The organism is Rothia sp. (in: high G+C Gram-positive bacteria) (assembly GCF_015265375.1).
In the GTDB taxonomy this organism is placed as follows: domain Bacteria; phylum Actinomycetota; class Actinomycetes; order Actinomycetales; family Micrococcaceae; genus Rothia.
Window position 1 is genome coordinate 29142 of record NZ_JABZXW010000007.1, and the last position, 22143, is coordinate 51284.

General features: G+C 61.0%; 20 protein-coding genes and 2 tRNA genes. 10 read left to right on the forward strand and 12 right to left on the reverse strand.

The features are described from left to right. Positions 1–66 precede the first annotated feature (66 nt). The 4 genes from HXO69_RS02070 (at position 67) to asd (ending at position 4140) form a co-directional block, all read left to right on the forward strand. Positions 67–1074: an NUDIX hydrolase gene (locus tag HXO69_RS02070; RefSeq protein ID WP_296545018.1), complete on the forward strand. Its 1008-nt coding sequence runs from the start codon at positions 67–69 to the stop codon at positions 1072–1074. A 157-nt stretch (positions 1075–1231) separates the two neighbouring features. After that, on the forward strand, positions 1232–2113 hold the full coding sequence (locus HXO69_RS02075; RefSeq protein ID WP_070846802.1) for a thymidylate synthase: 882 nt from the start codon (positions 1232–1234) through the stop codon (positions 2111–2113). 24 nt (positions 2114–2137) lie between these two features. After that, on the forward strand, positions 2138–2788 hold the full coding sequence (locus HXO69_RS02080) for a dihydrofolate reductase (RefSeq protein ID WP_296545039.1): 651 nt from the start codon (positions 2138–2140) through the stop codon (positions 2786–2788). Positions 2789–3000: 212 nt separating this feature from the next. Then, positions 3001–4140, forward strand: coding sequence for an aspartate-semialdehyde dehydrogenase (gene asd, locus HXO69_RS02085; protein WP_070688600.1), 1140 nt, complete (start codon positions 3001–3003; stop codon positions 4138–4140). Between the two features lie 91 nt (positions 4141–4231). On the opposite strand, the gene HXO69_RS02090 is transcribed toward asd, so the two are convergent. Then, the gene (locus HXO69_RS02090) at positions 4232–4528 is read right to left on the reverse strand and encodes a PGPGW domain-containing protein (protein ID WP_296545020.1); all 297 of its coding nucleotides are present in this window, start codon (positions 4526–4528) and stop codon (positions 4232–4234) included. A gap of 309 nt (positions 4529–4837) precedes the next feature. Between HXO69_RS02090 and HXO69_RS02095 the strand changes: the two genes are divergently transcribed. Both HXO69_RS02095 and HXO69_RS02100 read left to right on the forward strand, forming a co-directional pair. Next, on the forward strand, positions 4838–6259 hold the full coding sequence (locus HXO69_RS02095) for an MFS transporter (RefSeq protein WP_296545022.1): 1422 nt from the start codon (positions 4838–4840) through the stop codon (positions 6257–6259). A gap of 132 nt (positions 6260–6391) precedes the next feature. Then, positions 6392–7345: a histidine kinase gene (locus HXO69_RS02100; RefSeq protein WP_296545025.1), complete on the forward strand. Its 954-nt coding sequence runs from the start codon at positions 6392–6394 to the stop codon at positions 7343–7345. A 104-nt stretch (positions 7346–7449) separates the two neighbouring features. On the opposite strand, the gene HXO69_RS02105 is transcribed toward HXO69_RS02100, so the two are convergent. The 3 genes from HXO69_RS02105 to HXO69_RS02115 all read right to left on the reverse strand — a co-directional run bounded on the left by HXO69_RS02105 (position 7450) and on the right by HXO69_RS02115 (position 9706). After that, positions 7450–8556 (reverse strand): UDP-N-acetylmuramate dehydrogenase, encoded by a 1107-nt coding sequence (locus HXO69_RS02105; RefSeq protein WP_296545026.1) that lies wholly within the window; start codon positions 8554–8556, stop codon positions 7450–7452. A 236-nt stretch (positions 8557–8792) separates the two neighbouring features. Continuing rightward, positions 8793–9254 (reverse strand): MaoC family dehydratase, encoded by a 462-nt coding sequence (locus HXO69_RS02110; RefSeq protein WP_049353811.1) that lies wholly within the window; start codon positions 9252–9254, stop codon positions 8793–8795. Beyond that, positions 9254–9706, reverse strand: a complete 453-nt coding sequence (locus HXO69_RS02115) for a MaoC family dehydratase N-terminal domain-containing protein (protein ID WP_005504824.1) — start codon at positions 9704–9706, stop codon at positions 9254–9256. Before HXO69_RS02115 ends, HXO69_RS02110 begins: the two co-directional genes overlap by 1 nt. Positions 9707–9906: 200 nt before the next feature. Here HXO69_RS02115 and HXO69_RS02120 point away from each other — a divergent pair, with 200 nt between their 5' ends. After that, entirely contained in the window at positions 9907–10908 is a 1002-nt protein-coding gene (locus HXO69_RS02120; RefSeq protein WP_296545028.1) for an LLM class flavin-dependent oxidoreductase, read from the forward strand. Between the two features lie 183 nt (positions 10909–11091). Here HXO69_RS02120 and HXO69_RS02125 read toward each other — a convergent pair. From HXO69_RS02125 to HXO69_RS02135, 3 genes are all read right to left on the reverse strand, one after another. After that, a tRNA-Thr gene (locus tag HXO69_RS02125) sits at positions 11092–11163 on the reverse strand. Between the two features lie 324 nt (positions 11164–11487). Continuing rightward, positions 11488–13674, reverse strand: coding sequence for a DEAD/DEAH box helicase (locus HXO69_RS02130; protein WP_296545030.1), 2187 nt, complete (start codon positions 13672–13674; stop codon positions 11488–11490). A 648-nt stretch (positions 13675–14322) separates the two neighbouring features. Continuing rightward, positions 14323–16167, reverse strand: coding sequence for a DUF2079 domain-containing protein (locus HXO69_RS02135; RefSeq protein WP_296545031.1), 1845 nt, complete (start codon positions 16165–16167; stop codon positions 14323–14325). A 221-nt stretch (positions 16168–16388) separates the two neighbouring features. On the opposite strand from HXO69_RS02135, the gene HXO69_RS02140 reads away from it, so the two are divergent. Beyond that, entirely contained in the window at positions 16389–17651 is a 1263-nt protein-coding gene (locus HXO69_RS02140) for a DNA-3-methyladenine glycosylase (protein WP_296545033.1), read from the forward strand. 89 nt (positions 17652–17740) lie between these two features. On the opposite strand, the gene HXO69_RS02145 is transcribed toward HXO69_RS02140, so the two are convergent. The 3 genes from HXO69_RS02145 to HXO69_RS02155 form a co-directional block, all read right to left on the reverse strand. After that, complete coding sequence (locus HXO69_RS02145; RefSeq protein WP_049353817.1) at positions 17741–18118, reverse strand: co-chaperone YbbN; 378 nt, start codon at positions 18116–18118, stop codon at positions 17741–17743. A gap of 363 nt (positions 18119–18481) precedes the next feature. Beyond that, positions 18482–18563: transfer RNA gene (locus HXO69_RS02150), tRNA-Tyr, on the reverse strand. A gap of 177 nt (positions 18564–18740) precedes the next feature. After that, positions 18741–19127, reverse strand: a complete 387-nt coding sequence (locus HXO69_RS02155; protein WP_294603744.1) for a hypothetical protein — start codon at positions 19125–19127, stop codon at positions 18741–18743. A 141-nt stretch (positions 19128–19268) separates the two neighbouring features. Here HXO69_RS02155 and HXO69_RS02160 point away from each other — a divergent pair, with 141 nt between their 5' ends. Further along, the gene (locus HXO69_RS02160; RefSeq protein WP_005504808.1) at positions 19269–19760 is read left to right on the forward strand and encodes a YajQ family cyclic di-GMP-binding protein; all 492 of its coding nucleotides are present in this window, start codon (positions 19269–19271) and stop codon (positions 19758–19760) included. A gap of 233 nt (positions 19761–19993) precedes the next feature. Here HXO69_RS02160 and htpX read toward each other — a convergent pair whose 3' ends face one another. Together htpX and HXO69_RS02170 are read right to left on the reverse strand one after the other, a co-directional pair. Continuing rightward, positions 19994–20878 (reverse strand): zinc metalloprotease HtpX, encoded by an 885-nt coding sequence (htpX, locus tag HXO69_RS02165; protein ID WP_296545034.1) that lies wholly within the window; start codon positions 20876–20878, stop codon positions 19994–19996. A 140-nt stretch (positions 20879–21018) separates the two neighbouring features. Then, complete coding sequence (locus tag HXO69_RS02170) at positions 21019–21282, reverse strand: hypothetical protein (RefSeq protein ID WP_070687252.1); 264 nt, start codon at positions 21280–21282, stop codon at positions 21019–21021. A 194-nt stretch (positions 21283–21476) separates the two neighbouring features. On the opposite strand from HXO69_RS02170, the gene HXO69_RS02175 reads away from it, so the two are divergent. Further along, the gene (locus HXO69_RS02175) at positions 21477–22067 is read left to right on the forward strand and encodes a Fur family transcriptional regulator (protein ID WP_296545037.1); all 591 of its coding nucleotides are present in this window, start codon (positions 21477–21479) and stop codon (positions 22065–22067) included. Positions 22068–22143: the final 76 nt, after the last annotated feature.

Genomic DNA, 22143 nt, shown 5'->3' on the forward strand with positions numbered 1-22143 from the left:
TTAGACGCGGAGCATGGTGCCCCCTGGCATTGTGCACAAGCCTAGCGAAGAGGTTCAGAGAGAGATATGGCACCGCTGGATTCCCCCTCCATCTACTACTCGGCACGACGTTTTGACGCGGTCAACAGCATTGACCGCGCCCCCGCGAACACTGCGGATATTGTTGCTTCTGGCGCACTGATTTGGCGCATGCGCGATGGTGCGCTTGAGGTCCTCATCATTCACCGCCCCCGTTATGATGACTGGTCCTGGCCTAAGGGCAAGCAGGATCCGGGTGAGTCCCTGGCTGAAACTGCTATTCGTGAGATTCGCGAAGAGGTCGGCCTGCAGGTTATTTTGGGTGTGCCCCTGGCGGTGACTTCCTACCCGGTGGGTGGCCGCCCTAAGGATGTCTTCTACTGGTCCGCTGAACTTCCCGAGGGTGCCCGCGCCCTGGCGGATGAGGGTGAAGTGGATGAGCTGCGTTGGGTATCCACCGAGGTTGCTCGCGCCCTGCTGACCAACGAGGACGACCTGGCTCCCCTGGAGTCCCTGGAGGCTCTCGCGGAGGCGGACGTGCTGCGCACCCGCCCGGTGCTGATTGCCCGCCACGCGAAGGCTAAGCCGCGTTCAAACTGGGCTGCCGCTGAGGATGACCGTCCGCTCGCGGCTACCGGTAAGCGTCAGGCGCTGGCTTCTAGCCGTCTCTTTGCGGCGTGGGCTCCGAGCCGCATTATTTCTTCCCCGTGGCTGCGTTGCGTTCAGACCGTGACCCCGTATTCGGTGGATTACGGTGTTTCGGTAAAGGAGAAGAAGTCCCTGTCGGAGGCTGGGGCTCAGCGTCACCCGGCGCGTACTGCCCGCGTGGTGGCTTCGCTGTTCGATAAGGATTCTTCGTCCCTGCTGTGCACCCACCGCCCGGTACTGCCGCAGGTGATGGATGTTCTGCGCGAGTACCTGTTTGAGGGTTCCGCGGAGATACTTCCGACCGAGGACCCGTACCTGGAGCCCGGCGATGCCCTGGTCCTGCAGGTGACCGAGGGCGATGATCCGCGTATTGTCTCGGTGGAGCGTGTACGCGCGGCTCTGGACTAGGTTCTAGGCTAGATTTTTATCTTTTCATAGCGAGCGCGCTGGGCTTTATGCTCAGCGCGTTTGCTCTACCTGCACCCCGTTTGCGGGTTTTACAATAGAGGGGCGGTTGCTTCTTTGCCGCCTCTCACGTCTACTGACAGGATTCAAGGTTTTTCTTATGACTCACGCAATCCCCACGCCCTATGAAGATCTTCTGCGCGAAATCCTCGAGGAGAACAAGGACGCCATTGCGGCGGATGCGCAGCGTTCCGACCGTACCGGCACCGGCACCTTCGGTGTTTTCGGCCGTCAGATGCGTTTTGATCTGCGTGAGTCGTTCCCGCTGATTACCACCAAGCGTGTGCACTTCAAGTCGGTTGCTATTGAGCTGCTGTGGTTCCTGCGCGGTTCGTCGAATGTGCGTTGGTTGCAGGAGCGCGGCGTGACCATTTGGGATGAGTGGGCTGATGAGAACGGCGATTTGGGTCCGGTGTACGGCGTGCAGTGGCGTTCGTGGCCGACCCCCGATGGCGGCACGATTGACCAGATTGCGAAGGTCATTGAGTCACTGAAGAATAATCCGAGCTCTCGTCGCCACATTGTTTCGGCGTGGAACCCCGCCGAGGTGGATAGCATGGCGCTTCCGCCCTGCCACGCGCTGTTCCAGTTCTACGTGCACGAACGCGCCGACGGTGTGAAGGAGCTGTCCTGCCAGCTGTACCAGCGTAGTGCCGATATGTTCCTGGGCGTGCCCTTCAACATCGCCTCGTATGCATTGCTGACCTACCTGATTGCCGAAGAGGTCGGTATGGTACCGGGCGAGTTCATCTGGACCGGCGGCGACTGCCACATCTACTCGAACCACCTGGAGCAGGTGAAGAAGCAGCTGGGCTACGGCACCGACCCGGAGGGTAACCCCTACCCGCCGCGCGAACCGTACCCGTACCCGAAGCTCGTTATTAAAACCAAGAAGCCTTCTATTTTCGACTACGAGTACGAAGACTTTGAGCTGGTGGATTACAAGCACCACCCCGGTATTGCCGCCCCGATTGCGGTCTAACTGCAGGTAGTTCTAGGAGGCATGATGTATCGTCTGGGCGCTATTTGGGCTCAAACCGATGCCGGCATCATTGGTCGTGACGGGGATATGCCCTGGTACGCTCCGGAGGATTTGGCGCACTTCAAGAAGGTGACGCTGGGTGCTCCGGTGATTATGGGTCGCCGCACGTGGGAGTCCTTTCCGCCGCGTTTCCGCCCCCTGCCGGGTCGTACGAATATTGTGATTAGCCGTTCTGTCTCTGAGGCTGAAGAGCGCGACGGAGCCCTGTGGGTTCCTTCACTGGATGCGGCGCTGTACGCGGCTCGTGACGCCGCGGGCGCGCCGGTTGAGGATACCCCCGCAGATGCTGCAGCAGTTGATGCCTGGATTATTGGCGGAGGCTCCGTGTACGCGGAGGCGCTCTCCCGCACCGACCTGCCCGCCTTCGGTCGGGTGGAGACGGTGGAGCGGACCCTCTTCTACTGCCAGGAGGGCAACGAGATTACCGGCGATACGCGAGCGCCCGAGCTGCAGCTTGCAGATTCTCAGGGTAACTGCGCGGCTGGCTCCCCGAACGGGTGCTGGCGGACGGTTTCCGAGAGCGCCTGGGAGAAGAGCGAGATGGGCTACCTGCTCGATGAGTCGGGCACGAAGAACCCCATGTACTTCTCGTTCCAGCGGCTGGAACGTATCTAGCTCAAGCTTCCCGCGTTCACTCGCTAATATGGACGTACATTTCGAGCCTGCGGCTACTCCACCCGGAGTACCGCAGGCTTGAGCGCTTTAACGCCTCCGCGGTGCATAACCGGTACCGAGACCAGCACCTCCGCAGAATATCCCGTTCCGAATATCAAATTTTTTGTACGGTGTTAGTCCGCACCCGCCAGCCTGAGAGTACACTGGGAACCATGAACTTTAATCCCGGTGACTCTGTAGGTTTTGTTGGCTGGCGCGGCATGGTGGGCTCCGTCCTCATGAAGCGCATGGTTGAGGAAGGCGACTTCGAGGGCATTACCCCCGTCTTCTTCACCACTTCTAATGTTGGTGGCGCGGCGCCCACCTTCGACGGCGTAATTGAGCCGTCCGAGCTGAAGGACGCATACGACATTGACGAGCTGCGTAAGCACTCGATTATTGTGACCGCTCAGGGCGGTGGCTACACCGAGGCTGTGCACCCGAAGCTGCGTGCAGCTGGCTGGGACGGCCTGTGGATTGACGCCGCTTCCACCCTGCGTATGAACGATGACTCCATCATCGTGCTGGACCCCATTAACCGCGATGTTATCGACCGCGGCCTGGCATCCGGCGTGAAGGACTTCGTCGGCGGTAACTGCACCGTCTCCTGCCTGCTGATGGGCCTGGGCGGCCTCTTCAAGAACGACCTGGTCGAGTGGGCAACCTCCATGACCTACCAGGCTGCTTCCGGCGGCGGCGCACGCCACATGCGTGAGGTGCTCGCACAGTTCCGCGACCTGGGCAACGAGGTCTCCGAGGAGCTGAGCGACCCCGCATCCGCAATCCTGGATATTGACCGCAAGGTCCTGGCTAAGCAGCGTTCCGGCGAGCTGGATTCCTCCCAGTTCGGTGTGCCGCTCTCCGGCTCCCTGATTCCCTGGATTGACTCCGACCTGGGTAACGGCCAGTCCCGCGAAGAGTGGAAGGCTGAGGTCGAGACCAACAAGATTCTGGGCCGCCCCGAAGACGACAAGATCACCATGGACGGCCTGTGCGTCCGTATCGCTGCAATGCGCTCGCACTCTCAGGCGCTGACCATCAAGCTCAAGAAGGACCTGCCGCTGGAGGAGATCGAGCGCATCATCGCCGAGGATAACCCCTGGGTTCGCTTCGTGCCGAACGAGCGTGAGGCGTCCATGGAGCAGCTGACCCCCGTGGCTGCTTCCGGTTCTCTGGAGATTCCGGTCGGCCGCGTACGTAAGCTCGCTATGGGCCCCGAGTACATTAGCGCGTTCACCGTGGGTGACCAGCTGCTGTGGGGTGCTGCTGAGCCGATTCGCCGTATGCTGCAGATTGCTATTGGCAAGCTCTAAAGCTCACTGACAAGCCTATATAAAAGCCCTCGCTACCATCCTTATCGGATGGGAGCGAGGGCTTCTGTGTCTAGGTATAGCTTATGCGGGCTTAGCGATGGTTCTCGGCGGCGGCTTTGCGTTCTGCCTTACGTGCGGCTTTGCGCTCTTTGCGCTGCTGTCGCCAGGCACAGTAGCGGTACCAGGCGGTGAGCACCACGTGCTTCATGAAAATATTGGCGCGGCGTGCCCAGGTGAATTCGGTGCCCCAGATGCCCAGGCCGATGAAGATGAACAGCCAGCCGGGGCCGGGGGTGACGAGCATAATCAGGCCGGCGATAAAGCAGAAGGCGCCCACGCCGATGACGAGGGGCTTGTAGAGATGACGCATGACCGGATGCGCGTGCATGCGCTCCTTGCGGGCTTCGAGCCAGCGGTGAAAGCGACTGGTTTCGCTTTCCTTGACTTCATCTTCGAGGGTTTTCAGGGTTGGTCCTTCCGAACATGCCGCGGGTGGGTGTCACCGGGCGGCGGTGGTTAGAGAATAGCACCCGCCGCTGGGTGGGTGCTGTGAAAGATTTCTTCATGTTGAGATTTTTCCGTCATCTTCAAAATTTTTTCGTTTCAATAGTGTTCAAGTCGAAAGTACCTTTATACACTGTAAGGGAACAATTCACCCGGCACTTGTGCCTAAACACTAAGGAAGCGACCCACTACCGTGTCCTCCTCACGTCCCGCATCGACGGACTCACACCGCACCAACGCCGCTGCGCCCGCCAGCACCACTGCACCCACCGCGGAACGCACGGCACCTCCCACGCTCAATGAGCGCCTCGAAAACCTCCCCTTCACCCGCGCCCACGGCAAGCTCCTGGGCATCTCGGGTCTCGGCTGGGCACTCGACGCCATGGACGTCGGCCTCATCTCCTTCGTCATGGCAGCCCTCATCAAGGAATGGCATCTGAGCCCCACCGAAGCCTCCTGGCTCGGATCCATCGGCTTCGCCGGCATGGCGCTCGGCGCAACCTTCGGCGGTCTGCTCGCCGACAAGCTCGGCCGCCGCTACATCTTCGCACTCACCCTGCTGATTTACGGTCTGGCGACCGGCGCCTCCGCGCTTGCCACCTCCCTGGGTGTGTTGCTCGTCTTCCGCTTCCTGGTCGGCCTGGGCCTGGGTGCGGAACTGCCGGTGGCGTCCACCCTGATTTCTGAGTTCTCGCCGCGCGCTATTCGTGGCCGCGTCGTGGTCGCCCTTGAGGCGTTCTGGGCTGTCGGCTGGATTCTCGCCGCGCTCATCGGTACTTTCGTTGTTCCCCAGGCGAACGGCTGGCGCTGGGCGCTTGCCATCGGCCTGGTCCCCGCCATCTACTCGCTGGTGATTCGCTTGGGAACTCCCGAGTCCGTGCGCTTCCTGGAGTCCGTCGGCAAGCACGATGATGCGCGCCGCGTCGTCGAGCGTTTCGAGGCGTCTCCCGCTCTCTTCCCCAACGCTAAGAAGGCCGAGGACTCCGCGGAGCACGGCGCCGTAGAAAGCGCCGACAACGCCGAGTCCGCCAAGGTCCACTCCATCTGGGCTGCCGGTCAGCGCCGCAAGACCATCGCCCTGTGCGTCATCTGGTTCTGCATCAACCTCTCCTACTACGGCGCGTTCATCTGGATTCCGACTCTGCTGAGTGCCCAGGGCTTCAGCCTCGTCAAGTCCTTTGCGTTCACCCTCATCATGACCCTCGCCCAGCTGCCCGGCTACGCGGTCGCCGCCTACCTCATCGAAAAGTGGGGCCGCCGCGCAACCCTCGCCGCGTTCCTGCTCGGCTCCGCCCTCGCAGCGGCAGGGTACGGCATGGCGCACACCGAGGTATTCATCATCCTCGCCGGATGCTTGCTCTCCTTCTTCAACCTCGGCGCGTGGGGTGCCCTCTACGCTCTGAGCCCGGAGATTTTCCCGACCCACCTGCGCGGAACCGGCACCGGTGCCGCCGCCGGTATTGGTCGTATCGCCTCCATCGCGGCGCCGCTCATTGTGCCGCCGCTGGTCGCTTTCGGTGGAACCCCGCTGCTCTTTACGCTCTTCTCCACCGCATTCCTGGTAGCGGCAACCACCGTGTTCCTGCTGCCTGAACGCCGCGGCGAGTCCCTCTAAACGAGCCGCCCACCCCACACTATGAGCTGTCCTTTCTGAACACTCTTTCCGAGCCTTCAGAGGGGACAGCTCATTTGTCATAAAAGCCGCGTATCCATGCACTAAAACCTGAACTATGAGAGGATACGTTCTATGCTCGATTCCTTCCTCTCCAGCCCCTACCGCACGGAGTTCAACCCCTGGCCCGTCAGCGAACACTACGCCGCCGAACGCGCCGGTGGTGTGCCCGAAGCCATGCTACTGCCGGGCGAACTCACCGTGCACCGTAGCGACGGGGCACGAATGAGCTACTACCTGGATTGGCCCGAGGAATTCACCGAATACACCCGAGCCGTTCCCCTGCGCCCGCGTAGCAAGAACGGCTACCCGCAGGATTTCACGCTCAGCGTCGCCGTGCGCGACGGGCAGGCTGTCTTCGCCGCAACCGCCCTCAGCTTCTGGGAGCAGCGCGACGGCCGCCCCTACGACCGTGAACCTATCGCCCGCGGCTACGTGGATGTGGCGTCTTACGAATCCTGTGAGGAGTACGCGGGCAATTCCGCAGCCCTCATCGGCTGGGATATCGCTGACCTTTACCCGGCACGTATGGCGCTCATCCGCGCCCTCTGCGAAGGAATCGCCAGCAGCATCACCAAGGGTACCCGAATCCTCGCAGACGGTGAGGTGCAGATCGACCACAAGGACGGGGACCTGCTCGCCCTACACGTGAACGCGGTCAGCACGGTAGGTGGCATGGTTCGAGCCCTCGTCATCGAGCAGGATCGTGTGTCCAGCGGCGTATCTACCGACGCTTCGGAACGTACCGACCTGCAGGCGCGCGCCTACTACGCTAACGTGCTCTCACCCGTTCCCGGCGAGTTCGGCAACATTGTCTGGTCCCACGGCGAGGACGCGGAATACTACCCGTACCGTCCCACGCGCCACAAGCCGATTTTCCACGCCCCCAGCCAGCCGCAGAAGCTTCCCCTAGCGGTTCAGGTGCTAATGGAACACCTTCCTACCGCTCCCCTGGCAGCAACGCGCACAGCGCCCAAGCGCAGGCCTTACCTGCCGGGGCAGGCACGCATCTCCTCGCCCCGCCACTAGCTATGGCGGGTCAATAAAACGCTTCGGGCGGTCTCTGCTACAGAGACCGCCCGAAGCGTTTATTCTATGCGCTCTCGCGCTACGAGAGACGAGAAGTTTAGCGTTTAGATTTCGCCGTTGACCACGACAGGCTCAGGCACCAGGGTCACGCCGAAACGCTCACGCACGCCGTCACGCACAGCGCGGGCGATAGCGAAGATGTCCTCAGCGGATGCGCCGCCGCGGTTCGTAATCGCCAGGGTGTGCTTGGTCGACAGGCTCGCGCGGCCCTGGGCAATCTCGCGGGACTCGCCCTCCAGGCCGAAGCCCTTATCGAAGCCTGCGTGCTGAATCAGCCATGCAGCCGAGAGCTTCACGCGGTCCGGATCCTCGACACCGGCGGTGAACGGGGAAGTCTTCACAACCACCGGGAAGTTCGGGGCGCCCTCGGGCAGGGACTCCAGGATCGAGCGGGACACGATCGGGTTGGTGAAGAAGGAACCGGTCGAGAAGGTGTCACGGTCCTCGGGGTTGAGCACCATGCCCTTGGAGCCGCGCAGCTCCAGCACCTTTTCACGGACCAGCGCAGAGTCGGCGCGCTCGCCGGGCTCAACACCCAGGCTCTTCGCCAGCTCGGCGTAGCGAATCGGGGAAGAGAGGTTGCCGAGGGTGAACTGGAAATCAACAGTCAGCACCACGTAGCGGGGCGAGCCGTTGACGGTTGCGCGCTTGAGCACCGAGTCGCGGTAGCCGAAGCGCAGGTCTGCGCTCGCGAAGGTCTTCTGGGTGTTCTTTTCGCGGTCCCAGGTGCGTACGGAGGTGATGAACTCGCCCACCTCAACGCCGTAGGCGCCCACGTTCTGCACGGGGGTTGCGCCCACGGTGCCGGGAATGCCGGAGAGGGCTGCGGGGCCGACCCATTCGTTCTCGATGCTGAGCTTGACGAAGTCGTCCCAGATGGTGCCCGCCTGCACGCGCACGTTTGCGCCGCCGCACGCGGGGATGGGCAGCTTCTCTACGCCTTCGGAGGCGATGTGCACGACGGTTCCGTTGAAGCCTTCGTCGGAAACCAGCAGGTTGGAGCCGCCGCCCACGATGAGGACGGGTTCGCCTGCGGCGTCTGCAGCGGAGACTGCTTCGATAATTTCTGCTTCGGAGGTGGCGCGGACGTAGGTCTTAGCGGGGCCGCCTACCTGGGCGGTGGTCAGTTCGCTCAACAGCTTTTCAGTCATAGGTTAAGAATACCGGTCGTTGTGCGGGGTCGACACCCACCATGCGTTAAAGTCACGAAAACCTTATGGTGATTTTGCCTTCATTTTCCGCCGCACCTTTCTCAGAAAAACGCCACCACCCCGCCGATAAGCGCACAAAATCGGTGAGCGCGCAAAAGCCCCGGCACCACCGCATCGGGTAGCACCGAGGCCTTCACGCAAGCTATCTGCGAGCGCAGAAACTCTACGCCAAGAGACTACGCCGAAAGACGAACCACAGCCTGGCTCTTCATCAGAACCTTCTGTTCCTTGCCTTCCTCGTCACGAGCGGTGACAGTCAGGTCAATGCGGGCGGTGCGCTCCTCCTCGTTCAGGGCACCCACCTTACCGCTAATGGTCAGGGCGTTCGTGGGGGTGTCGGGGTTTTCGCCCCCGGGTGCATCCGCCACGGGAACGGGCTTGGTGAATCGAGTCTGGTAGTCCACAATCGCGCCGGGGTCACCCACCCAGTCGCTCACGAGCTGCACGGCAGTACCCATGGTCAGCATGCCGTGAGCAATCACGCCAGACAGGCCCACCGACTGGGCAAAACGCTCGTTCCAGTGAATCGGGTTGAAGTCACCGGAGGCGCCAGCGTAACGCACCAGCGAAGCGCGGGAGAGCTCCACGGTACGCGAACCAATCTCCTGGCCCTTTTCAAGATCTTCAAAACGCACCATTAGTTCTCCTCCTCAGCACGAACCAGCAGGGAAGAAATGCAGGTGGTGACCGGCTCGCCCTGCGCGTCAACGATTTCTTCGCGGGTGGTCAGCATAGCGCCGGCACCCATCACACGCACGGAGTCCACGTGAACTTCGGTGCGCAGCTCATCACCGGCAACAATGGGGCGGTGGTGAGTGAAGCGCTGGTCGGCATGCACCACGCGGGAGAAATCAATACCGGCGGAATCGTCGTTAATGAGTGCCGCGTCAGCTGCCTGCGCCAGGATAATGGCGAAGGTCGGCGGGGCAATCACATCTGCGTACCCTGCCGCGCGGGCTGCCTCAACGTCGTGGTGGAGGGGGTTTTCTGCGTGAACTGCTCGGGCAAATTCGCGGATCTTTTCGCGGCCGACAACGTAGGTGTTCTCGGACGGGTAGACCCTGCCCACAATCTCAGGGTTAATGCTCATGGTTTCAGTCTACCGTTCTTGTGCACAGTGTTCAGCTTGGGCGCGCAGAGTGGACGGCGCGTCGAAGATTCAGAGCGCATGCGCAGTATTTCTTCGCATTATTTACCTGCTAGCGAAGGCGCGCAATATGCCCCTACACTTCTCGCCCAGGCAAGAGTAGGCTGAACGGGTACCCGCAATCTATTTCAGAAGGAAAACCCGTGTCTTCTAACGTAAAAATTTCGGTTCTTGACCTGATGCCGCACCGCTCCGACCAGAGCCAGCACCAGACCATGCTCAACACCATCGATGCCGCCCGCGCGGCTGAGTCCTACGGCTACGAGCGTTTCTGGGTCGCCGAGCACCACAACGCCGGTTCCCTGCTGTCCTCGGCGACCGTGGTGGTCATGGCTGAGATTGCCGCCGCCACTGAGCGTATTCGCGTGGGTTCGGGCGGCATTATGCTCCCCAACCACGCACCCTACGTGGTGGCGGAGCAGTTCGGCACCCTCAACGCATTCCACCCCGGCCGCATTGACCTGGGTGTGGGCCGTGCGCCCGGCACCGACCCGATGACCGCCGCCGCCCTGCGCCGCGACGATTCTGCCGCCATGAGTTTCCCCGCCGAGGTGCAGCAGCTGCAGCGTTTCCTGGGCGAGCCCTCCCCCATGCACCGCGTGCACGCCATTCCCGGCCAGGGCTCGAAGGTGCCCCTGTACATTCTGGGTTCTTCACTGTTCGGTGCGCAGCTTGCCGCACAGCTGGGTCTGCCCTACGCATTCGCTTCGCACTTCGCCCCCGCAATGCTGCAGGAGGCAGTAGACACCTACCGCGCAAACTTCAAGCCCTCGGAGCACCTGGAGCAGCCCTACGTCATGGTGGGTGCCACCGCAATGCTCGCCGATACCGATGAGCGGGCACGCTACCTGTACACGAGCCAGCAGCAGCATTTCCTGGGCGTAGTGCGCGGCAATCTGTCGTTCGCACCTCCCGTGGAAGATATGGACGCCATCTGGACCGACGCAGAGAAGATGCACATTGACCGTATGACCGCCGAAGCAATCGTAGGCTCTCCCGCCACCGCGCAGGCTCGTATTGAGGATCTGGTGGCGCGCACGGGCGCTGACGAGCTCATCGTCATGACCGAGGCGTGGGAGCACGAGGACCGCCTGCGCTCCTACGAGCTGCTCTCCCAGCTGCCGGTGGTAAGCCGCGCCTCCTAACACTTTTGTAAGAGCATAAAGATGAAGCCCCCGAGTATTTTTCTCGGGGGCTTCGCTATGCCCGGTATCGAGCCGCAGGGCTGAGTACTATTGAGCGCCTGCAGACCGGGCTTCAGGCAAAGAAAATAGGCAGACAAAATTGGCAAACAAAAAAGCCTGCCTCCGAAGAGACAGGCTTATCTGAGCCCCGACCGGGAATCGATCCCGGGACCTCCATCTTACCAAGATGGCGCTCTACCACTGAGCTATCGGGGCAACAGGTAAAACTATACAGGTCTTCAGGAATGCTCGCAAGCGGAAAAGCTATGGCATACGCCACATTTGATGCTTACTTGTTCTCCACGGTGCCCCATGAGCACCCAGCTTTGACCCGGAGCTCCAGCAATGGCCAGGAGCCCCAGTAATGACCAGGCGCCACCACAACAGCTGACGCAAACACATCAACACCCATATACATAAAGACCGGCAGGAGAGCTCATCGCTCCTCTGCCGGTCTTTGACTCATATGCGGATGACAAGGCTGCTAGCCGATAGCCTCAGCAAACCCCTCCTACCGCAAATTCAGGCTTAGCCGGAATTTTAGTAGCGCTTGCCGCGGCCGCCGAAGTCACGGCCACCGTCACGGTTACCGCGGTAGCCACCATCACGGCGGTTATCGCGACCGCCGAAGTCACGGTCGTTGCGCTTGCCACCGAAATCGCGGTCGTTGCGTTTGAAGTCGCGACCACCGCGGTCCTCGCGGCGGTTATCTCGACCGCCGAAGTCACGGTCGTTGCGCTTGCCGCCGAAATCGCGGCCGCCACGCTTGAAGTCACGGTCACCGCCGAAGTCACGGCCACCGTCACGGTTACCGCGGTAGCCACCCTCGCGGCGGCCACCTTCCCGACGACCGCCATCGCGACGGTCGAAGTCGCGGTAGCCGCCCTCACGACGACCGCCGCCGAAGCCGCGTCCGCCACCCTTGGGACCGTTGTCCTTGCGGATGTTGATGAACTCGCCAGCGATCTTGGTGTCGCGCAGGCGATCGAAGAAGTCGCGGGGCAGGTCCTCGGGCAGGCCAACAATGGTGAAGTGCTGGCGAATGTCGATGGAGCCAATCTGGGAGCCCTTAATGCCGCCCTCGTTAGCCAGCGCACCCACAATAGCGCCTGCGGTCACGCGGGAGGAACGGCCAACGTTCAGCTTGTAGTTGACCATGCCCTCGTCGTTGTGCGCGCGCTTTGCCTTGCGGCCGCCGCGGTCCGAATCGTCGTCGGAGAAGGGGCGGGAGTTGCGTGCGATGTCCTCTTCCTCGTCAAGGAAGAAGGGTCGACCCTGCTGGGCGATAACAGCCAGTGCGGCTGCGATGTCCTCAGCGGTGGTGTCGTGCTCGTTCTCGTAGTCTTCGATAATCTGGCGGAAGAAGCTCAGGTCCTCAGACTCGATGGTCTCGGTAATCTGCTGTGCGAAGCGCTGCTTACGGGTCTCGTTCACTGCCTCTGCGGTGGGCATGTGCATCGGCTCGACCTTCTGGCGGGTTGCCTTCTCAATCTGACGCAGCATGTACTTCTCACGCGGGGTGACGAAGAGGATTGCGGCACCTTCGCGACCTGCACGGCCGGTACGACCGATGCGGTGCACGTAGGACTCGGTGTCGTGGGGGATGTCGTAGTTGACGACCAGGGAGATGCGCTCAACGTCCAGGCCGCGTGCAGCCACGTCGGTTGCAACGAGGATGTCGATGCGGCCGTCACGCAGGGCGTCAACGGTGCGCTCACGCAGCTGCTGGGGGATGTCACCGTTGATCGCTGCTGCCGCAAAGCCGCGTGCCTTCAGCTTGTCGGCAACTTCCTCGGTTTCCTTCTTGGTGCGCACGAAGACGATGATGCCGTCGTAGTTCTCCACCTCGAGCACGCGGGTCATTGCGTCCAGCTTGTGGGAGTGCATGACCTGCATGTAGCGCTGGGTGATGTTTGCGCTGGTGGTGGTCTTAGCCTTGACTCGGATCTCGGTGGGGTCGTTCAGGTACTGCTGAGCGATCTTGCGGATCGAGTTGGGCATGGTTGCGGAGAAGAGTGCAACCTGCTTGCTGTCGGGGGTGCCTTCGAGGATCTTCTCCACGTCTTCGGCGAAGCCCATGCGCAGCATTTCGTCTGCCTCGTCCAGTACCAGGTACTGCAGGTTGGACAGGTCCAGGGAGCCCTTTTCGAGGTGGTCAATCACGCGGCCGGGGGTACCGACGACGACCTGCGCACCGCGGCGCAGACCGGCCAGCTGCGGGCCGTAGGGGGAGCCACCGTAAATGGGCAGAACGGTGAAGTCCTCCATGTGGGTTGCGTAGGAGGAGAAGGCTTCTGCAACCTGCAGAGCCAGCTCACGGGTGGGTGCCAGGACCAGAACCTGGGTATCGCGGGAGACGCCGTTAATGTCGGCAAGTTCAGCCATGCGGGACAGTGCCGGCAGCGCGAATGCTGCGGTCTTACCGGTACCGGTCTGTGCCAGACCGACCACGTCGTGGCCTTCGAGCAGCAGGGGGATGGTCTGTTCCTGAATGGGGGACGGCTTCTCGTAGCCGACCTCTTCCAGCGCTGCCAGGACGCGTGCGTCCAGGCCCAGGTCGGTGAAGCGTACGCCTTCTTCTTCAGCCTTTTCGGCGGGTGCTTCTGCGGTGGTTTCTTCTGCTTCTACAGCAGGGCTCTCAACGGTGTTCTCGGTGATGTTCTCAGTGGTCACAACGGTCTCTGCCTCGGCGTTCAGTTCGGCCGGGGTAGCAGTATTCTCAGTCAATTTTTCCTCTATACGGTAGGGGTGGATAGCGCACGCTTTTCGGCGCTTACCGGGTGTCCCCTTCACGGCCCAGCCACACATCATCCCCTGGGGAGTAGAGCATCCAGGGGGCCTCCGTTACCGGCGCATTCTGCAGAGGTATTCTGCGGATGCTGCGGGTAGCGGCTTTTGCTGGGGGTGGTCTTGAATTTCTCGGCACATTATCCGCACACCTGGTCGTACTCTGCGCTCAGCGCACAGTAGTCCCCGTATTTCAGGGGTGTACAGGGTGGGTAATGCTCACATGCAATGTCACGTATTCCTGGTGATTCGCCTTCCCGCTCTACGGCGGTGGTGTGTCTGTTACAGCAGACGCAGCAAAGACGCTGGACCAGAGATCGTTAAGAGAAGCCCTCGTGAGCGGTGTGAACCGCAATTTTGTGGGGCGTATCAATCGGTGATGGTGAGTACGGCGCACCTACAATTCCAGCACCACCTTGGGTGCCGGGTGCGCACAAGACCTTCATCGGGGGTTCCCGTGTTCTATCCAGTGTACAGTAGGGTCCCCGCCTGGGCTATAAAAAGGTGCTTAAAACCTCATCTCTTAAAGGCGAGCACCCACCCTCACTTTCGGAGGGTGGGTGCTCATTGAGAAGTTAAACCGAAGGGCTAGTCTACGCGTCGCACAATATCAATCGTGCCGACGGTCGCGTACTTAGCGTAGGAGTGGCCGTAGCGGTCAGCCGCGTACTGTGCGGCGTTGGTCGGCGGGTTGCCGCCCCAGGAGTTGCTCTTGCGGTCAATGACCACGTAGTCGGGGGCGGGTTCGCCGGTGTGGCCGATCCAGTAGACGGTGCGGCCGGGAATCAGCTGGGTCAGAATCGACAGGTCAGATGCGACCGTTACCCCTTCGGGCACCTTCTGCACGGCGTCCTGCTTCATCTGGTCGGTGGTGGTCAGCGCGGAGGCGGTGAACTGTGCGTTACCCAGGGACGCGAGGGGCTGCTGGGAACCAGCAACGAAGATCGGGGACGCAGCCAGCAGGAGCGCCACGGCGGGCAGAACCCATACGGGCATGCGGCGCGCCAGAGTGGTCAGGCGGCCGGGGGCAGCGGGTGCGGCAGGTTCCTGAGTGGAGGCGCTATCGGTTGCGCGCGCGGCCGAGCGTACCGGAATTGCGGCGGGGACCACGCCGTACCGCACACGCAGGACGGCGTCCAGCAGGGCGAGGAAGACGACCGGCATGAGCACGAGCGAGTAGTGCCAGGTGCTTGCCCAGTAGGACTCCATGGTGGAGAGCAGTCGCCAGGCGAGGGTCGGCAGGGCAATTGCCGCCAGCGGTGAAATGACCCAGAGGAGCGCACCGGTCATCAGGAGCAGTCCGAGGGTTGCCAGTTTGGTGTTGTTACCGAGCATCTGCAGGACCGAGCCGAAGGGGTCGCCCAGGGCTGCGGAGAAGTTCACCTTGTCGGCATAGTCGAAGTTACCGCCGCTATTGAAGTAGGGCAGAATCACGTAGATGGCGACGGCGGACCAGAACACACCCCAGATCATGACCATGGTGGATTCTGCGACGGCGGGGGTACGTGCCCAGGAGGAGTAGAGCTGCTGCATGCGGGTGCGCATGGGGGCGGGGGTACCTGCGGAGAGGCGCGGCATCAGAATGTCGACGGCGGTGCTCAGCCAGCCGGTGCGGATAAAGATAATGAGGCCGATAGCTGCGACGGTGATACCCATATCTTCTTTGACGAAGGCGATAGGCAGGGACCACCAGCAGGCGTATGCGAGGTAGCGGGCGCGTTCGGTGCCGCTCACACGCGAGGCGAGCACCAGGTAGCCGAGGCTCATGGCGAGCAGCGGCACGGCGAAGGCGACCTCATGGAATTGGGCGGCAATGGCCTGCTGAACGCCGAAGCTGAGGGCAAAGCCGGCGCCGAGTAGCAGACCGGTAATGGTGGGGATAACGCCCCGATACTTTGCGGGCTTGGCGTTCTGAGCGGGTTCAGCGGTACCGGTCGTAGCGAGTTCAGCTTTCTGACCGAGCGCGAAGGCACGCTGAGTAAAACGCACAATCGCGAAGCTTGCGAAAGCGACCAGGGCGTTCTGCACGACCAGTAGCGTGGTCGGTGAAGGGAACAGCGCGTAGACGGGACCGAGGAGCACCAGAATCGGGTGGAAGTGGTCGCCCCAGAGGTTAAAGTCGGGCCCCTTAATGGGCACGATGGGCACGGAGAAGTGCGAGTACGCCTGCGCCATCTGGGTGAAGATTGCCAGGTCCCAGGAGGGGGTCACCCAGTGCTTCATCTGCTGAAGCGAGTAGTAGGTGTACAGCGCCATAACGGCGGCGGCGAGGAGCAGACCGGGCAGAAGTTCGAGAGGGCGGATGCTCTTGACGCGCTCAGCGAAGGACTGACGCGGCTTTTTCTGGGTACGCTGGCGGCGCGCGCCTGTGGCGGTGCCGTTCTTCTCAGGTGCGTCAGTTATCGAGGGTGCGTCATGTGCTTCCGGTGCCATAGGCGTCCTTCTCTCGGGGTGTATGTCCGGGCGTGGGCGCCCTTGTGAACGGGCGGAACGCATAGCCTGTGTTGTGCCGGTGGCGGAGTTTGCGTTCATTTTCGCTCTACTTTAGGGTATCGCATTAGCGGTATGCCTGCCCTTCCTGCACTTTTTGTATCTTGTTCTTCAAATATCTGCCCCGAATGCTACTGCCCGGTTTGGGCGCATAGACTGGTGGGGTGAGTACGTTTCCTTCTTCAATCCCCGGCGGCGCGAACCCCGGTAACCACCCTGGAGCGGGTGTGCAGTGCGTCCGGCATCCTTTGGCGGCCGCTGGTGTACCCTATGCGCCGGCGTTTACGGATGTTCTTCAGGAGCCTACCGTTCTTCACCAGCCGCGCGTCCAGGTTCGTACGCTCTCCCCCGCCGCTTCGCCCCTTCCCGGTGCCCTGGCTCCCGAGGCGTGCGAGGTTGTGATTGAGCCGCATGTTCCGGTGCAGTTGGCGCAGACTTTGGGGTCGTTGCGCCGCGGCGCTCAGGATCTTTCGTATCGTGCGCTGAGCCGCGCGGATGGTGCCGAACGAATCTGGGTGACGACCCGCACACCCTTTCATGAGTTCCCTGCGGTGCTGTATGTCGAACGAATCGCGGCAGCCTCAGATCTGCCAGCAACTGTCCCCTCCTTGCATCGTCTACTGATGCGCCCGGTGCGTATTCGCATCTGGGTTTCTTATAGTGCTGCGGATCAGCAGATGCAGGCGCGAGCCGACCTTCAGGCGCTGGCGCAGGAAATGACGTATTGGCTGGGTTTGCACGACCCCGCAGAGCAGTTTGGCGCTCTGCCTTCTTTTGAGTCTCTTCCGCCGCGTGTTCAGCAGGCGTGGCGGCAGAATCCGGGGCTCCGCCTCAGCGCCTCGGGGCAGTTGGACCGGCAGATGCTCAACGCCATTGTGGAGCAGCGCATCACCCAGACCGAAGCGTTCAGAACCCTGGGCTGGGTTCTGCGAAAGTACGGCTCCCCCGCCCCTTCGACCGGGTTGGGGCATCAGCCGGATGGGATGCGCGTCTATCCAACCGCCCGGACCCTGGCGACAATTCCTACCTGGGATTGGCATCGGGCAGGCGTTGATAAAAGCCGCTACGATGCCATGTACGCCTACGCACGTTCCGCCGAGCCTCTGAAAAACATTACGGCAGAAGGCGACGTTGCGCTTCTGGCGCGGAGCCTGCACACTGTGCGTGGCGTGGGCCCGTGGAGTATTTCCGAGGCTCTGCAACGGGTATGCGGGCACCCTGACGCCATCAGCGTGGGCGACTACCATCTGGCGCACGCGGTCGGTGAGCTATTCACCGGTCAGCGCACCGATGATGCGGGAATGCTCGCCCTGCTGGCACCCTACAGCCCCCATCGGCAGCGCCTGGTGCGGCTCATGCACGCATCGGGCTTTTCGAAGCAGCGCTACGGGGCGCGTATGACCATTGAGGATCATCGCGACCGCTAACGCACCCTAACGAGGATAAAAGGGACGGGGCGCCCCAGCCGGTTGTGCCGGCGGGTGCGCCCCGTTCAAGCTCTTTTGTGGTGGTGAGCTTACTTCTTCTCTGCAGAGCCTTCTGCTGCTGCGATCTCTGCACGGACCTTGTCCATGTCGAGCTCGCGGATCGAACCGATCACGGTCTCCAGCTGGTCTTCGCGCAGTGCGCCAGCCTGCTGGTAAACCAGGATACCGCCACGGAAGCCCATGATGGTGGGGATGGAGGTAATGCCTGCTGCCTGAGCGAGCTGGCCCTGGTCCTCGGTGTCGACCTTGCCGAAAACGATGTCGGTGTGCTTCTCCGAAGCCGCCTCGTAGACGGGGGAGAACTGCTTGCAGGGACCGCACCAGTCCGCCCAGAAGTCCAGGAAGACGATGTCGTTGCTCTCGACGGTAGCAGTCAGGTTCTGCTGAGTAATTTCAATAGTAGCCATGAGATAAAGCTACACCCTCAAGACCCCAATCGCGAATTGTTCGCCCTGGGATTCAAACATTGTGAAAGATATGACAAATTGCCGTCATAGTTGGTTCTTTCCGCGGCAGTTTCAGCCGGTTCATGGGCGTGTCGCGGAGGCTCCAGCGAGGTGCCTGTAACGGGTCGCGGAGGCTCCGCATCCGGCGGGTGGAACGACCGGCGAGTACAAACCGCACAAGAGTGCCGTGTAAGAGCGCCGCATAAGAGTACCGTGTAAGAGTTTTGCAGAGAAGCTCAGCGCGAATGTGCCTCGCCGCCCTTGGTTGTAGAAACCGGTTTTAGATACACAAAAGCCCGGTTACTTTCGTAACCGGGCTATTTGTGGCAGGTGAGGGATTCGAACCCCCGTAGGCAGTGCCAGCTGATTTACAGTCAGCCCCCTTTGGCCGCTCGGGTAACCTGCCGCCTAGCTAGGTGCTAGTTGCTCGCTCACGCGAACAGAGACTACTCTACAGCAGTTTTGGGGACTTGTACACTTCACGCAGGGTTTTGTGACGAAGGTTATATATTTGGCTGATTTTATCGATTACCTCGCCACCGGAGAGACACCGGAGAGCAGCCGCCCCACCTACCGAGAAGCCCTAGAAGGAACGAGAAGGAGTATCGCCGTCCTGCTCGAGCAGAAGCACAATCTCCAGGTGCTCCAGGTAGCGGCGCGCCTGCTCCACGGTGCACATGTCGCCAGCAATCTCGCGCTCCAGGTCACGGCGAACACCGCGGAAACGCGCCACCAGCGAAGGCTCAGTCAGAGTGATACCGATACCGTCAAAGGGAGAGGGCTCAGCATCTTCCTCGTGCAGGTCAAGATGAATCTCGTGGTGGTCAGATTCATTGAGACGCTCAGCCTCAGGAATACCCTCGGGCTCAGCACCCAGAGAGGTATGCAGGTCGATGAAAAGGAGGGTTTGCAGGTCGCGAGCTTCCTCGCTCGTGTGCAGGTCCGTCGTGGACAGGTTAGGAGTGGTCATATTTCTATTGTCCTCTTTTAAGGTTAGTAACGCCTGTAAAACAGGCTCGTTATTCTGATAGTTAGCTGTGAACAAGAGCCCCAACCCGGTAGGCTAGTACTAACCGGTGCCAGTAGCACCTCATTCACGAAAGGAAAGCCCATGGCTAGCGAATCGTCATTCGACATTGTGTCCAAGGTGGACAAGCAGGAAGTTTCCAACGCACTGCACCAGGCGCAGAAGGAAATCTCCCAGCGTTACGACTTCCGCGGCGTTGGTGCAGAAATCGACTACTCCGGCGACAAGATCCTCATCAAGGCAAACGCTGAAGAGCGCGCCCTAGCAGTACTGGACGTTTTCCAGTCCAAGCTGGTCAAGCGCGGCATCTCCCTGAAGTCCCTGGACTCCGGCAAGCCCTACGCATCCGGTAAGGAAACCCGCATCGAGTGCTCCATCAAGGAAGGCATCGCGCAGGATCAGGCAAAGAAGATCTCCAAGATGATCCGCGAAGAGGGCCCCAAGGGCGTGAAGGCAAACATCCAGGGCGATGAGCTGCGCGTCTCCTCCAAGTCCCGCGATGACCTGCAGGAAGTCATTGCAATGCTCAAGTCCGCTGACCTTGAGATTGACCTGCAGTTCGTCAACTACCGCTAAACTCAGGCGAGGCTCCCCGCCCAGCAATGGGTGAGGGAGGCGGTTAGAAGCCGAAACGTAAAATCTTCTACACAAAAATCCTCGGGGTGGCTACTTCCACAGTAGCCACCCCGAGGATTTTTGTCTGCCAACCCGTCATCGCGGGTCATAATCGTCACGCCGGGTCATATTCGTACAGCGTCACATGCATACAGTGACACACTCGCGCCCGGATGATTCAGCGAAGAAAAGACTTAGTACTGCCCCATCTCACGAGCCTGCTGCTGCAGACGCGCAATACGCTGGTCCATCGGCGGGTGAGTAGAGAGCATGTTCTTCAGCGAACCGAAGGGGTTCGCAATCATCATGGCGCTCGCCGCCTCCGTGTTGCGGTTGTTCGGGTCCATCGGATACATGGACACACCGCTCTCCAGCTTGTTCAGCGCCGAAGCCAGAGCCAGCGGATCACCGGTCAGACGTGCACCATCTTCGTCGGCATCAAATTCGCGGGTGCGGCTAATGGCCATCTGAATGACCTGCGTAGCAATGGGAGCCAGCATGGCAACCACGAACATGGCGAGGGGGTTGGCGCGTTCACCATCGCGGTTGGATCCGCCGAACATCGCGCCAAACGAGAGGAACTGAGCCACAGTACCGATAATGGAGGCGATACCCGCCGCCACCGAAGAGGTGAGGATATCGCGGTTGTACACGTGCATCAGCTCGTGGCCGAGCACGCCGCGCATCTCGCGCTCATCCAGCAACTGCAAAATACCCTCGGTGCAGCACACCGCCGCATTCTGCGGGTTACGACCGGTCGCGAACGCGTTCGGAGTCATGGTCGGTGCCACGTAAAGAGCGGGCATGGGCTGACCCGCGCGGGAGGAAAGCTCCTCCACAATGTCGTAAAGCACCGGAACCTCTTCGCGGCTGACCGGGTACGCATTCATGGAGCGCAGGGCGAGCTTATCGGAGTTCCAGTAGGTGTACGCGACCGAACCCAAGCTCACCAGGCCCATAACCCAGATGAAAATGGAGGTGCGGAAAGTCGCCGAAAGCAGGCCACCGATGAGCAACATCATGCCCACCATGGAGCCCATCAACAGGGCAGTTTTCAGTCCGTTGTTATGGCTGTGCATGGGTATCCTCCTGAACAATTAGGTCAGTGCGTACAGCGCGTACTTGACTCTATAGAATACGTGCAAGCACCCGTGTGCGCACCTTCTGGAGCGCGGATTCACCCAGAGCGTCACCCATATGCCGAAAGCTCAAAAGGGGATTAGGGAATAGCGCCCGGAATATTCACCAGGGGCACTTGCTCCATCACCTGCGCCGTAGCAGTCGGAAAAATACCGAGCAGCAGAATCGTGCTGTAAGCACCCAGGAAAAGGATGAAGAGCAGGCCGAGCATCAGCTGACCTTCCAGATCAAAACCGGTGGTAGTACTGCGGTACTGGCCGTAAATCACCGGGGTCACGATGGGCACACCGAAGAGCAGAATCATCAGCAGAATGTAGATGGGGTTTGTGAAGTCGTACACCATGACCCTATCCTCCTTGATGGTGATTGCCGGTACGGGTTACTCTAGGTTCTTTGATTGTACGGCATCTCTTCACACCCGAGGCCGGGGCGAGGAGGGGCGCCACAGAGTGGATGAAAGGGACGCCCTGCCGGCTTATTATGAGCTTTTCATAAAATAATGATGAATTTCTCATAATAATGTGTAGACTTAAACCTATGACCGACGCAAAGACAACCTCCGATACGAAGAAGGCTCAACGCCCAGACCATCACAATACCGGCTGCGCCCACACCACCGGCCTGCCCATGCTCTCCGCAATGAGCCCCGAACAGCTCGAAGAAGCATGGACCACCGGCCTGCGCGCCAGGGGCCGCCGCGTCACCAAGCAGCGCCTCGCCGTACTCCACGCAGTGCAGGAACACCCGCACTCCACCGCCGACATCATCGTGCAGGCAGTCCGCGAGCGCATCCCCGCCATTACGGTTCAGTCGGTCTACGTGATTCTCGCCGATCTGACCGACATCGACCTGCTGCGTAAGTTTGAGCCGCCGGGAACCCCCGCCCTCTACGAAACCCGCACGGGCGACAACCACCACCACGCCTTCTGCGTACGCTGCGGCAAGGTCGAAGACGTGGACTGCGCGGTCGGCTCCGCGCCCTGCCTGACCCCCAGCGATTTTCACGGTATGGCACTCTTCAGCGCAGACGTGCTTTACCAAGGCGTGTGCGTAGACTGCCAGACCGAGCAGGAGGCGGCACTCGCCCGCACCCAGCAGGAAGCGGCAACACGCGCCCTAGCTTCATAACCCTATAGAGCTCGGGAAATCGGGCAGGCTCGGTCATGAGAGCTTTTAAACCGTTGAGGCGGCGACACTACTCGTG

Bases quoted from the DNA above. Each gene is read 5' to 3' on its own strand.
- HXO69_RS02115 (WP_005504824.1), bottom strand. From the start codon at position 9,706: ATGAGCATTAACCCTGAGATTGTGGGCAGGGTCTACCCGTCCGAGAAC.
- asd (WP_070688600.1), top strand. From the start codon at position 3,001: ATGAACTTTAATCCCGGTGACTCTGTAGGTTTTGTTGGCTGGCGCGGC.
- HXO69_RS02170 (WP_070687252.1), bottom strand. From the start codon at position 21,282: ATGGTGTACGACTTCACAAACCCCATCTACATTCTGCTGATGATTCTG.
- htpX (WP_296545034.1), bottom strand. From the start codon at position 20,878: ATGCACAGCCATAACAACGGACTGAAAACTGCCCTGTTGATGGGCTCC.
- HXO69_RS02105 (WP_296545026.1), bottom strand. From the start codon at position 8,556: ATGACTGAAAAGCTGTTGAGCGAACTGACCACCGCCCAGGTAGGCGGC.
- HXO69_RS02070 (WP_296545018.1), top strand. From the start codon at position 67: ATGGCACCGCTGGATTCCCCCTCCATCTACTACTCGGCACGACGTTTT.
- HXO69_RS02080 (WP_296545039.1), top strand. From the start codon at position 2,138: ATGTATCGTCTGGGCGCTATTTGGGCTCAAACCGATGCCGGCATCATT.
- HXO69_RS02075 (WP_070846802.1), top strand. From the start codon at position 1,232: ATGACTCACGCAATCCCCACGCCCTATGAAGATCTTCTGCGCGAAATC.
- HXO69_RS02135 (WP_296545031.1), bottom strand. From the start codon at position 16,167: ATGGCACCGGAAGCACATGACGCACCCTCGATAACTGACGCACCTGAG.
- HXO69_RS02155 (WP_294603744.1), bottom strand. From the start codon at position 19,127: ATGACCACTCCTAACCTGTCCACGACGGACCTGCACACGAGCGAGGAA.
- HXO69_RS02175 (WP_296545037.1), top strand. From the start codon at position 21,477: ATGACCGACGCAAAGACAACCTCCGATACGAAGAAGGCTCAACGCCCA.
- HXO69_RS02100 (WP_296545025.1), top strand. From the start codon at position 6,392: ATGCTCGATTCCTTCCTCTCCAGCCCCTACCGCACGGAGTTCAACCCC.
- HXO69_RS02160 (WP_005504808.1), top strand. From the start codon at position 19,269: ATGGCTAGCGAATCGTCATTCGACATTGTGTCCAAGGTGGACAAGCAG.
- HXO69_RS02145 (WP_049353817.1), bottom strand. From the start codon at position 18,118: ATGGCTACTATTGAAATTACTCAGCAGAACCTGACTGCTACCGTCGAG.
- HXO69_RS02110 (WP_049353811.1), bottom strand. From the start codon at position 9,254: ATGGTGCGTTTTGAAGATCTTGAAAAGGGCCAGGAGATTGGTTCGCGT.
- HXO69_RS02090 (WP_296545020.1), bottom strand. From the start codon at position 4,528: ATGCACGCGCATCCGGTCATGCGTCATCTCTACAAGCCCCTCGTCATC.